Origin of the sequence: Amycolatopsis nivea (genome assembly GCF_004522235.1) — a bacterium.
Lineage (GTDB): Bacteria > Actinomycetota > Actinomycetes > Mycobacteriales > Pseudonocardiaceae > Amycolatopsis > Amycolatopsis nivea.
Map to the genome: position 1 here is coordinate 157,452 of NZ_SDLT01000008.1, position 11,753 is coordinate 169,204.

Here is an 11,753-nt window from a genome sequence, read left to right on the forward strand (position 1 = left end):
CACCCGCCGGGGTCGAGATCGTGGCAGACTCGGCAGATGCGCGGGTGGGGGGCGACGCCGTGGACGCGGGCGCCGAAAACGGGGTGGCGGCAACCAGCGGTCGTCGTGGCGGCGATCGCGGCGGCGGTGCTCGTCGCGTTGCCCGCCGCGGCAGTGGCGTTGTTCCTGTCGTCGGCAGGGAACGCGACGCTGCACGACCAGATGAGCCGGGCGTGCCAGTGGGCGGTCGGCGCGGAGTGGTCCGGCGGGCTGCCGATGTCCCAGCCGTACCCGGGCGCGACCGGACCGACCGGGAAGGCGCTCGACGACGCCCGGCTCGCCGTCGCCCGGGACGCGGCTCGCGAGGTGCCGCGGCTGTCCGGCGTGCGGTCGACGCTGACCAGCAGCGCGAAGGTCAACCCGGTCCGGCCGGGCTCGCCGAACCCCGAGCAGTCCGCGATGTGGCTGGTCGCCCAGGACGATTTCGCCGCGCACCTGCAGGTGCTGGAGGGCGGCAAGGGCCAGGGGATCTGGGTGCCGAGCCAGTTCGCGCAGGCGCGCGGGCTGCACGCGGGCGACCAGGTGGCGATCCAGGGCGGCTGGAGCCCGCGGACCGGGGTGCCCCCGGGAGCGCCGGTGGCGACGATGCCGGTCGCCGCGGTGTACCGCGACCTGCGCGAGCTGCCCGACCAGCCGTTCTGGTGCCATCTGCAGCCGCTGTACCGGCCGAATCCGCTGAGCGAGGCTCCGGTCTTCCCGGTGGGATTCGTGTCGCGGGACGCGCTGTTCGGGCTGACCCCGGCCGATTCGGGCGTCGGCAGCATGCTCGAAGCCTCGGTCGACCAGAACGGGCTGACCACCGCGAACGCGCCCGACACGATCGCCGGGCTGGAACGGGTGCGCGAGCGCACCGAAAACACTCCCGAACTGTTCGCGCAGCGCGGCCGGATGCAGTTCACGTCGTCGCTGGGCGCCATCGCGGACCGCGCGGACCAGGTCGAATCCTCGCTCGCCGCGACGGTCGTGCCGATCGGCGTCGCCGGGTCGCTGACCGGGCTGGTCATTTCGGCGACGGTCGGGTCGTTCTGGGTCGAACGCCGCCGGGCCGAGCTCGCGGTGCTGTCCGCGCGCGGGGCGGGCCCGGGTGCGCTGGCCGGGAAAGCGTTGCTGGAGCTGGGTTCCATCGCACTGCTCGGCACGGTCGGCGGCTGGTTCGCCGCGCGCGGGCTGGTGAGCGCGCTGGGGCCGAGCCCGCTGGTGACGTCGTCCGCACTCGGCTTTTCGATCGGCGGCGCGGCGGTGGCGTTCCTGGCGACGCTCGCCGGGATCGCCGGGTCGGTCGTCTTGCGCACGCGGGCGATGTTCGACGCGCGCACGTCGCGGATCCGGCATCTGCCGTGGGAAATCCTCCCGCTGGTCGCCGCCGTGGTCTGCTACTTCGCGCTCGGCGACGGCACGCAGACCGGGCTCGGCCAGGCGGGCTCGGTCGCGCGGATCCCGCCGCGGCTGATCGTCGTGCCGTTGCTGCTGGTGCTGGGCCTGGCGATGCTGGTGACCCGGATCGTGCGGCTGACCCTGCCGCGCGTGCGTGCGGTGCGGCGGGAACGCGCGGTGGCGTTCCTGGCCTGGCGGCGGCTGGCTTCGGCCCCCGCAGCGGCAGCCGTGCTGGTCGGGGCGACCGCGGTACCGGTGGCGCTGTCGATTTTCGCCACCACCGTCACCAGTTCCGTCCAGCGCACGCTCGCCGACGAGGGTCAGCTCGTGGTCGGCTCGGACGTCGTGGTGCATCTGACCGGCCCCGCCGCGATCCCGCCCGGCCTCGCCGGGCAAGCCGCGCTGGTCGACCGCTACGACTCGGCGTACCTGGGCAGCAAGACGGTGAACGTGCTCGGCGTCGACCCGGCGACGTTCGGCTCAGCCGCGTTCTGGGACGACCACCTCAGCGGGCCGACCCTGCCGGAGCTGCTGGACGAACTGTCCGGCGACAATGCGGTCGGCATCATCGCCGGGGTCCCGGACGCACCCGCGCAGGCGACGCTGAGCATCGGCGGCAAAGACCTGCCGTTGCGCGTCATCACGGTGGCGCAGCTGCCCGGGAAGAGCGCCGGGTTCCCGGAACTGCTGCTGCGCAAGGACATTCTCGCCAAGTTCGCCGGAGAGAGCGTGCACCGCGAGCTGTGGGCGCGCGGCGATCCAGCGCAAGTGCTGCCGGAACTGGGCAAAGCCGGGGTTCCGGCCGGGACAGTGAGCCGCGCGACCGACGTCACCGCGCACGGCGTGTACGGCGGAGTCACTTACACCTTCGCGTTCTTGACCGCAGTGTCCGCTTTGGTCGGTGTGGTAGTCCTAATTGGACTGTTGTTGTATCTCAACGCCCGGGCTCGCGCGCGGCGCGGAGCGTATGTCCTCTTGCGACGGATGGGCATCACCTCGGGCGCGCATTGGCGAGCGCTCGCGTACGAGGTCGGCGGGTTGCTGGCGGCCGGATTCGCTTTGGGCGTCGGGTTCGCGGCCGTCGCGGTCTCGGTGACTTACGAGGGTTACGACCTCGATCCGGCGACGCCGCCCGGCACAGTGATCCCGGTGCCGTGGGGACCGGGTGGGCAATTGCTGCTCGCGGCGGTGGTCGTCGCGCTTGTCGTTACTTATGCGGCCCAACGCGCGGCCGCGCGGGCACTGCCTTCGGAGGTGTTGCGTGACACTGCCTGATGCGGTCCGGGGTACCGGATTGACGCACAGCTATCGCACCGCCGGTCGCTCGCTGACCGCTCTGCACGAGGTGTCGATCGCCGCCGCACACGGCCGGATCACCGCGCTGGTCGGCCCCTCTGGCTCCGGCAAATCGACCTTGCTGCGTCTCTTGGCGTGCCTGGAACGACCGGACGAGGGCCGGGTAGAGGTCGGCGGCACCGACGTCACCGCGTTGTCCGCGCGAGCGCGCCGGGCGGTGCGGCGACGGCGGATCGGTTACGTCTTCCAGAATCCCGTCGACAACCTGCTGGATTACCTTACCGTGCAAGAACATCTGGAGCTGGCCGCGAAAATGCGCGGCACGGGACTTTCCCTGGCCTTGCTGGAGCGGCTGGGTCTGGACCACCGCCGCGGCCACCGTCCGCGTCAGCTTTCCGGCGGTGAGCAGCAACGGACCGCGCTGGCCTTCGCTGCGGTTGGTGACCCGGATGCGGTGCTGGCGGACGAGCCGACTGCGCAGTTGGACCGTTCGTCGGCCGGGTTGGTGGCGGAGGCTTTTCGCGCGCTGGCGGAGTCGGGGCAGACCGTGGTGGTCGCGACGCACGACCCGGTGCTGGCCGAGGCGGCGGATGATGTGGTGGAGCTGGTGGACGGGAGAGTCCGGTGAGTGCGCTGCTCAGCGTGTCCGACGTAAGCCGTTCGCACGGCGGGATGCCGGTGCTGCGGCACACGAGCCTGGAGCTGGCGGCGGGCGAACTGGTCGCGCTGACCGGTCCGTCGGGCTCGGGGAAAAGCACGCTGCTGATGATCGCGGGCGGCTGGGACAAGCCGGACAGCGGGACCGTCACCGCGCATCCGCCGATGCCGGACCTGCCGGTTTCGGAACAGCCCTGGCACGCGCTGGCTTTCGTGCCGCAGTCGATCGCGCTGTTCGAGGAGTTGACGGTCTCCGACAACCTCGCGTTCGCCGCGCGGACCGCGGTGGAGCCGCCGGATCAGTCGAAACTGCTGGAAACCTTGGACCTCGCGAAGCTGGCGGATCGGTTGCCGAGCGAGGTTTCGCGCGGGGAACAGCAACGGGGCGCGGTGGCGCGGGCTTTGGCGGCGGGACCGCTGGTGCTGCTGGCGGACGAGCCGACGTCGCATCAGGACCGTGCGCACGCCGAGATGGTGCTGACGGCTTTGCGCCGGGCAGCGGATCGCGGGACGGCGGTGGTGGTGGCGTCCCACGATCCGCTGCTGGCCGGGCACGCGGACCGGGTGGTGACGGTCGGCGAGTGAGTCAGTCCACCTTGGACGGATGCCGCGCGAGTGCGGTCACCTGGATGTCCATGTACGGGAACAGCGGCAGGTTCGACAGGATCTGGTGCAGCTCGTCGTGGTCGGCGACGTCCAGCACCGAGTAGTTCGCGTACTCCCCGGCGATCCGCCAGATGTGCGGCCATTTCCCGCTGCGCTGCAGCTGCTGGCTGTACTCCTTCTCGCGCGCGATGAGGGCGTCGCGGACCGCCGGGTCCAGGTCCGGGGGAATGCGGACGTCCATCCGCACGTGGTAAAGCATGGTTCTCCGATCGAATCAGGCCGGGTCGAGGACGAAGTTGTACTCGATCGTCTCGCCGTTGTCCGCGGGCTTCGGGTCGAGCAGCAGCTCCGGCTTCACCGCGGACGCGATGTCGTCGTCGTTGTGCTCGTCGCCCGGGAAGTACAGCTGCGCGGTGAGCAGTTCGTGGCCCGGCGCGGACACCTTGACGTGCAGGTGCGCCGGACGCCAGGCGTGCCAGCCCGCCGCCGCGATCAGCTTGCCGCAGGCGCCGTCGGTCGGGATCTGGTACGGCGCGGGCCGCACGGTGCGGATTTCGAAGCGGCCCTCGTCGTCGGCGGTGAAGGTGCCGCGCAGGTTCCACTCCGGGATGTCCGGCGCGAACTGCGAGTACAGTCCGTCTGCGTCCGCGTGCCACAGTTCGACCTTCGCGCCTGCCAGTGCCGCGCCGGTGGTGGAGGTGACCTGTCCGGTCCAGGTGAGCGGCGTGCCCGGCTCGTTGTCCCGCGTCGGGACCGAACCGCGGGCGCCCTGCTCGGGGGCGTCCGGCACGTAGTAGGGGCCTTCGATGGTGCCCTTGTTGCCCTGGCGGTGCTCGGTGGCGACGTCCTCGACGACGTGCTCGACCCAGACGTCCAGGAACAGCGGCCATTCGCCGTCCTCGCCGACGCTGATCAGCCACGATTTGAGGGCGTTGTACTCCTCGTAGGTCACCTTGTGCTTGCGGATGGTCGCGTGCACGGCCTCCAGCACCTCGCGGGCGAGCAGGCTCACCCGTTCCTTCGGGGTGCCCGCGACGCCGGCGAGCTTGTCGCTCTTGAACCGTTCGGTGGCGTTGGCTCCGGACGCGGCGGCGGTGGGGGAATGCGTGGCAGTCATGAATCCTCCTTGATCCATCGGGGGTTTCCGGCTCAGCGGTCTTGCCGGTAGTGCCGGAGCTTGCCGGGGTCGAGTGCGGCGCCGAGGCCGGCGCCGGGGCGGATGACCAGTTCGCCGTCCGCGATGCACAGCGGTTCGGCGAGCAGGTCGTCGGTCATGTCGAGGAAGTTGGACAGTTCGCCGGGACGGCGCGACGTCAGCTCGTACGCCGATCCGAACGCGACAGTGCACAGTGAACCGATCTGGCCGTCGATCTGGTTGCCCATCACGACTTCCAGCCCGAGGCCCTCCGCGAGGTGGTGCGTGCGCTGCGAACGCGTGAAGCCGGTGCGGGCGGTCTTGATGCTGATCGCGGTGGCCGACCCGCCGAGGATCTCGCGGGTCACGTCGGCCGGGGTCACGGCGGATTCGTCGGCGATGAACGGAACGTCCAATTGCGACACGAGCCAGCGGCGGCCGAGCACGTCGTCGGCGGGGCACAGTTCCTCGGCGTACAGCAGGTCGAGGTCGGCCATTTCCCGCATCGCGCGGGCGGATTCCGCGGCCGTCCAGCCCCGGTTGCCGTCCACGTACAGGTCGACCTCGGCGCCGAAGCGCTCCCGCAACGCGCGAACGACCGCGGTGTCAAGGGAAACCGGACGACGGCCGACCTTCACCTTGAACGTCGTGATGCCGTAGCTGTCGCGAATCCGTTCCGCCTCGGCGACCATCGCGGCAGGCTCGTCGAAGCCGAGCATGTGCGACACCTTCATGCGATCGGTGTAGCCGCCGAGCAGTTCGGTGACCGAGACGTCGAGGCTTTGCCCGAGCGCGTCCCAGATCGCCATGTCCACAGCGGACTTCGCGGCCGGGTTGCCGACCGTGCGCCCGAGCCGCGCGTGCACGGTCTCGCGTTCGAGCAGGCTCAGGCCCACTACCTGAGGGGCGAACACGGTCTCGATGACGGCCACGATCCCGGCTTGCGTCTCGCCGTAGGTGAACGGCCGGGGCGGTGCCTCGGCAACGCCGACCACGCCGTCGTCGGTGTGCACGCGGACCAGCACGTGCTCGGCCGTGTGCACTTCGCCGGAAGCGAAACGCAGCGGTTTGCGGTAGGGGATGGCGAACGGGATCGCCTCCACCCGGGTGATCTTCATCGTGTCCTCCCTGACACGGGCACTTCGACGGGGAACAGCTCGCCGAGCGCGTCGAGCACGGCCGGGACCAGTGCCGAGGCCCGGTCGCGGTGCCAGGCGAGCGCGAGCTGGACGGTGGCCGCCCCGGCGAGGTCGCGGAACACGACCCCGGCCAGCGGCAGCGCCCGCGCGGACGCGGGGACGACGCCGACGCCGAGACCGCCGGCGACGAGCGCGAGCAGCACCGCGGTGCCGGCCGCTTCGTGCTCGCGTTGCGGGGTGAATCCGGCGTCGCGGCAACTGCGCAGGACCGCTTCGTTGACGACGGAATAGCTGGCCGGATAGGTGACGAAAGCTTCGGCGCGCAGATCGCTCATCGCCACGACCGGTTCCACCGCGAGCCGGTGGTCGGCCGGGACGGCGAGCACGAGCGGCTCGGTCTCGACGATGCGCAGGTCGAGGTCTCCGCCGGTGACCGGCGGACGCAGCACGCCGATGTCGAGGGTGCCGTCGCGCAGCTGTTCGCACTGCTCGCCGGTGAGCAGGTCGGCGTGCACCTCGAGTTCGACCTCGGGCAGCCGGTGCTGCAGCGCGCGGGCGACCTGCGGCAGGTGCGACAGCGCGGCGGTGCCGGTGAAGCCGATCCGGGCGAGGCCGCGGCGGCCGTCGGCGATGCGCCGGGCTCCGCGCGCGCCCGCCTCGACGGCGTCCAGGATCCGCTGGGCCTCGGCCAGGAAGAACCGGCCCGCCGGGGTGACCTGCACCTGCCGCGTCGTGCGGCTGAGCAGGGCGACGCCGAGCTCGTCCTCCAGCTGCCGGATCGCGTGGGAAAGCGCGGGCTGGGCGAGGTGCAGGCGTTCGGCGGCGCGGCCGAAGTGGCAGGTCTCGGCGACGGCGGCGAAGTACCGCAGGTGGCGCAGTTCCATCGGGCTGCCTCCTCACCGGCTCCTCGCGTGGTCCCGCTCACCGTAAGTTCCGGCATTGAGTGAAGACAAGGAGCGATTTACGTGCGATTGATAAACGGAATCGAATAATCACACCCTAGGTCAGGACTGGGTCTTGCCCTGGTGTGGCGGCGGCCACGGGCTGGCACAGTGCGGTAAACGCCCTGCTCAGGAGCCGATCAGTGCAGATCAGAGGCCCGTTGGAGGAGTCATGACCGAGACGCTGGACCACGCCGCTTCCGTAGTCGCGGACGCGGTGGTGGAGGACCCGGAGGCGGGCGTCTACCGCGCGAACCGCCGGATCTTCACCGACGAGGAGATCTTCGAACTCGAGATGAAGCACATCTTCGAGGGCAACTGGATCTACCTCGCGCACGAGAGCCAGCTGCCGAACCCCGGCGACTACTTCACCACCACGATCGGCCGCCAGCCCGTCGTCGTCACCCGCGACAAGGCAGGCGAGCTGCACTGCCTGATCAACGCCTGCGCGCACCGCGGCGCGATGATCTGCCGGCGCAAACGCGACAACCGGCCGACGCTGACCTGCCCGTTCCACGGCTGGACTTTCCGCAACGACGGCAAGCTGCTCAAGGTCAAGGACCCGGACGGCGCCGGCTACCCGGAGTCGTTCGACACCGGCGGTTCGCACGACCTGACGAAGGTCGCCCGCTTCGAGTCCTACCGCGGGTTCCTGTTCGGCAGCCTCAACCCGGACGTGCTGCCGCTGACCGAGCATCTCGGCGACGCCACGAAGGTGATCGACATGCTCGTGGACCAGTCGCCGGAGGGGCTTGAAGTACTGCGCGGGGCCTCCACGTATACCTACGACGGCAACTGGAAGGTCCAGGCGGAAAACGGCGCGGACGGCTACCACGTCACCGCGACGCACTGGAATTACGCGGCCACCACGGCCCGGCGCAACACCGGCGAATCGGCGAACGACACCAAGACCCTCGACGCCGGGTCGTGGGGCAAGTCCGGCGGCGGCTACTGGTCGTTCCCGCACGGGCACCTGTGCCTGTGGACCTGGGCGGGCAACCCGCAGGACCGGCCGCTGTGGCCGCGGATGGCGGAGCTGAAGGAGCGCTACGGCGACGCCAAGGGCGAGTTCATGGTGCGCGGGTCCCGGAACCTGTGCGTGTATCCCAACGTGTACCTGATGGACCAGTTCTCGACGCAGATCCGGCATTTCCGCCCGATCGCGCCGGACAAGACCGAGGTCACCATTTACTGCATCGCACCGAAGGGCGAGAGCGCCGAATCGCGGGCGTGGCGGATCCGGCAGTACGAGGACTTCTTCAACGCCTCGGGCATGGCGACGCCGGACGACCTGGAGGAATTCCGGTCCTGCCAGCTCACCTTCCGCGCGACGGCCGCGCCGTGGAACGACATGAGCCGCGGCGCGCAGCACTGGCTCACCGGACCGGACGAGGTCGCGTCGTCGCTCGGGCTGGACGGGGTCGTGTCGGCCGGGCAGAAGAACGAGGACGAGGGCCTTTATCCGGTGCAGCACGGGTATTGGCAGGAAACCATGCGCGCGGCGATCGCCCGCGAGCAGGCCGTTCGAGGAGAAGCCCGATGACCGCCGCCGCCGAGAAGACCATCACCCAGCACGACGTCGAACAGTTCCTCTACCGCGAGGCACGGTACCTGGACGACCGCGAGTTCGAGAAGTGGCTGGACTGCTACGCCGACGACGTCGTGTACTGGATGCCTTCCTGGGGCGACGACGATCTGCTCACCGAGGACCCGCAGCGCGACATTTCGCTGATCTACTACCCGAACAAGGGCGGGCTCGAGGACCGGGTGTTCCGGATCCGCACCGAACGCTCGAGCGCGACGTCCCTTCCGGAACCGCGGACGAGCCACAACATCACGAACGTCGAACTGATCGAGCGGCACGGCGATCTGGTGGACGTGCGGTTCAACTGGCACACGATGTATTTCCGCTACAACACGGTCGACCCGTATTACGGGACTTCGTTCTACACCGTCGATTTCTCCGGTCCGTCGCCGCTGATCCGGCGGAAGACCGTGGTGCTCAAGAACGATTACATCCACCACGTCGTCGACGTGTACCACTTCTGAGCGGAGGCGGTCATGAACCACCGGATCGCTCTGTCCTTTGAGGACGGCGTCACGCGCTTCGTCACCTGTGCGGCGGACCAGACGGTCGCGGACGCGTCGTACCGGCAGCGCATCAACATTCCGCTCGACTGCCGCGACGGCGCGTGCGGAACCTGCAAGGCGTTCTGCGAATCGGGGGAGTACGAGGGCGGGTCTTATCTCGAAGACGCGTTGAGCGCGGACGAGGCGGAGCGCGGCTATGTCCTGCCGTGCAGCATGAAGCCGAAGTCCGATCTGGTGCTGCAGATCGCGAGCACGTCGGCGGTCGCGAAGACGCAGGCCGCCGAGCATCACGGAACTCTCGTCGCGCTGGAACGGCTTTCGCCGACGACGATGTCGCTGACCGTCGAGATCAGCGATCGGGACCGGCTCGCGTTTCTGCCGGGCCAGTACGTGAACATCACTGTCCCGGGGACCGAGGTGACGCGGTCGTATTCGTTCAGCAACGCGCCGGACGACAAGCGGCTGACCTTTCTGGTGAAGCTCACGCCGGGCGGCGTCATGTCGGATTACCTGACCGGGCGGGCGAAATCCGGCGACGAATTGACCTTCACCGGCCCGCACGGGAGTTTCTTCCTGCGCGAGACGGACCGGCCGGTGCTGCTGCTGGCCGGAGGCACCGGGCTCGCGCCGATTCTGTCCATTGTGCGTACTATGCGCGATTCCGGCGTGGCTCGGCCGGCGCATCTCGTGTACGGCGTCAGCACCGACGACGACCTGGTCGAGACGGCGACGCTGGACAAGCTCGCCGCCGAGGTTCCGGGCCTGACCTGGGACTACTGCGTGTCGGATCCGGGGAGCGCCGCGCCGAACAAGGGTTACGTGACCACGCTGATCCGGGACGAACACCTGCACGGCGGGGATGTCGCGGTGTACTTGTGCGGCCCGCCGCCGATGGTGGAGGCGGTGCGCGGGCATTTCGCGTCCGCCGGGTTCGAGCCGACCGGGTTCTACTACGAGAAGTTCGCGCTGGCGGCACCAGTTCGAGCGCCTGAGATCCCAGTCGAGCCGGTTGCCACGGCACTGCCGGAACCTGAACCGGAGCTGGAGTTCGTCGCGGGCCGCGCACTGGCCGGGCAGGAGCTGTTCCCGGAGGTCGAATTGGCCCCGCTGCGGGCCGGAGCGGTGTTGTCCGCTGCGGAAGAAGCGCGGGTCGCGCGCACGATCGCGGGCCAGGAAATGCTGCCCGCGGCCGACGAAACGCCGGGCGAGTACGAAATCGGCGAGGAGCACCCCTCGGTGCACGAATCGGACGCCGTTTTCGAGGCCAGGCAAGCCCTCGAGCTGGGTGCGCTCGAACTGACCATCGGACGGCTGACCTCGGGCCAGCTCGCCGGGTACCGGCTGCTCGCCGAGTCGACCGTGCCCTATGTGGACGGCGACCGGTTCCTGGACGCTGCCGCCTACACCGAAACCAACGCGGCGTTCCACGACTACCTGTTCACGCTCACCGGCAACGAGCACCTGCTGCAGGCATATCAGGCGCTCGGCGTGAAGGGGCACATGGCCGAGACGCTGCGCAACGCGACCTGGTGCCATCCGCGATGCACGCAAGACCACCTGGACCTGGTCGCCGCGTTCGAATCCGGGGACCGGGCGACCGCGCGACGGCTGGTCGCCGAGCACGCGGAACGGTCGAAGGTCACCACCCGGCGGGCGATGGGCGGCGCGGCGGCGGGACCGAAATTCCTGTCGCCGGGGCGGTTCGCGGGCAAGGTCGTGGTGGTCACCGGGGCCGCGCAGGGGATCGGCGAGGCGACCGCCCGGCGGATCGCCGCGGAGGGCGGCGCGCTGGTGCTCGCCGACCGGTCCGGCCTGGTCAGCGGCCTTGCTGACGAGCTTCCCGAAGCCGCCGCGGTGGTCGCCGACCTGGAGACCTGGGCCGGCGCGCAGGCGGTCGTGGAAGCCGCGCTGGCTCGGTTCGGCCGGATCGACGTGCTGGTGAACAACGTCGGCGGCGCGCTGCGGTTCAAGCCGTTCACCGAGTTCGGCCCGGACGAGATCGAGGCCGAACTGCGCCGGTCCTTGCTGACCACGCTGTTCTCCTGCCGGGCCGCGCTGCCGTCGATGGCGCAGCGGGGCGGCGGGGTGATCGTGAACGTGTCGTCGGCGGCCACCCGGGGCATCCACCGGATCCCGTATTCGGCGGCGAAGGGCGGGATCAACGCGCTGACCGCGTCGCTGGCGTTCGAATACGCCGACGCGGGCATCCGCGTGGTCGCGACCGCGCCGGGCGGCACCGAAGCCCCGCCGCGGCGGATTCCGCGCGGCGGCCCCGATCCGGCCACTGACCAGGAACGGGAGTGGTTCCAGGCGCACATCGACCAGACTGTCGGGTCGTCATTGCTCAAGCGGTACGGCACCCTGGACGAGCAGGCCGCGGCGATCGCGTTCCTGGCCTCGGACGAGGCCTCGTACGTCACCGGCACCGTCCTGCCCGTGGCCGGGGGCGATCCCGGCTGACGGAGGGATTCGGCG

General features: G+C 70.0%; 10 protein-coding genes. 6 read left to right on the forward strand and 4 right to left on the reverse strand.

Annotation, left to right across the window (positions count from 1 at the left end; translation table 11 throughout):
• Positions 1-36 precede the first annotated feature (36 nt).
• Genes EIZ44_RS45895 through EIZ44_RS12290 form a run of 3 tightly spaced genes read left to right on the forward strand, consistent with a single transcriptional unit; the run spans position 37 to position 3,951 of the window.
• Positions 37-2,688, forward strand: a complete 2,652-nt coding sequence (locus EIZ44_RS45895) for an FtsX-like permease family protein (protein WP_134728620.1) — start codon at positions 37-39, stop codon at positions 2,686-2,688.
• The gene (locus EIZ44_RS12285) at positions 2,675-3,337 is read left to right on the forward strand and encodes an ABC transporter ATP-binding protein (RefSeq protein WP_240691275.1); all 663 of its coding nucleotides are present in this window, start codon (positions 2,675-2,677) and stop codon (positions 3,335-3,337) included. Before EIZ44_RS45895 ends, EIZ44_RS12285 begins: the two co-directional genes overlap by 14 nt.
• Positions 3,334-3,951, forward strand: coding sequence for an ABC transporter ATP-binding protein (locus EIZ44_RS12290; RefSeq protein WP_134728622.1), 618 nt, complete (start codon positions 3,334-3,336; stop codon positions 3,949-3,951). Before EIZ44_RS12285 ends, EIZ44_RS12290 begins: the two co-directional genes overlap by 4 nt.
• Position 3,952: 1 nt before the next feature.
• Here EIZ44_RS12290 and catC read toward each other — a convergent pair whose 3' ends face one another.
• Genes catC through EIZ44_RS12310 form a run of 4 tightly spaced genes read right to left on the reverse strand, consistent with a single transcriptional unit; the run spans position 3,953 to position 7,130 of the window.
• Positions 3,953-4,231: a muconolactone Delta-isomerase gene (gene catC / locus EIZ44_RS12295; RefSeq protein WP_037812322.1), complete on the reverse strand. Its 279-nt coding sequence runs from the start codon at positions 4,229-4,231 to the stop codon at positions 3,953-3,955.
• Between the two features lie 15 nt (positions 4,232-4,246).
• A complete protein-coding gene (gene catA / locus EIZ44_RS12300; protein WP_134728623.1) occupies positions 4,247-5,089 on the reverse strand; it encodes a catechol 1,2-dioxygenase in 843 nt (280 codons plus the stop codon).
• Between the two features lie 32 nt (positions 5,090-5,121).
• Entirely contained in the window at positions 5,122-6,225 is a 1,104-nt protein-coding gene (locus EIZ44_RS12305) for a mandelate racemase/muconate lactonizing enzyme family protein (protein ID WP_037812318.1), read from the reverse strand.
• Positions 6,222-7,130, reverse strand: coding sequence for a LysR substrate-binding domain-containing protein (locus tag EIZ44_RS12310; RefSeq protein WP_037812316.1), 909 nt, complete (start codon positions 7,128-7,130; stop codon positions 6,222-6,224). Before EIZ44_RS12310 ends, EIZ44_RS12305 begins: the two co-directional genes overlap by 4 nt.
• 229 nt (positions 7,131-7,359) lie before the next feature.
• Between EIZ44_RS12310 and benA the strand changes: the two genes are divergently transcribed.
• From benA to benC, 3 genes are read left to right on the forward strand one after another with little or no spacing between them, the layout of a single operon-like run.
• On the forward strand, positions 7,360-8,730 hold the full coding sequence (gene benA, locus EIZ44_RS12315; RefSeq protein WP_037812314.1) for a benzoate 1,2-dioxygenase large subunit: 1,371 nt from the start codon (positions 7,360-7,362) through the stop codon (positions 8,728-8,730).
• Complete coding sequence (gene benB, locus EIZ44_RS12320) at positions 8,727-9,236, forward strand: benzoate 1,2-dioxygenase small subunit (RefSeq protein ID WP_037812312.1); 510 nt, start codon at positions 8,727-8,729, stop codon at positions 9,234-9,236. The genes benA and benB overlap by 4 nt, the downstream gene beginning before the upstream one ends.
• 12 nt (positions 9,237-9,248) lie before the next feature.
• On the forward strand, positions 9,249-11,738 hold the full coding sequence (gene benC / locus EIZ44_RS45900) for a benzoate 1,2-dioxygenase electron transfer component BenC (protein WP_134728624.1): 2,490 nt from the start codon (positions 9,249-9,251) through the stop codon (positions 11,736-11,738).
• Positions 11,739-11,753: the final 15 nt, after the last annotated feature.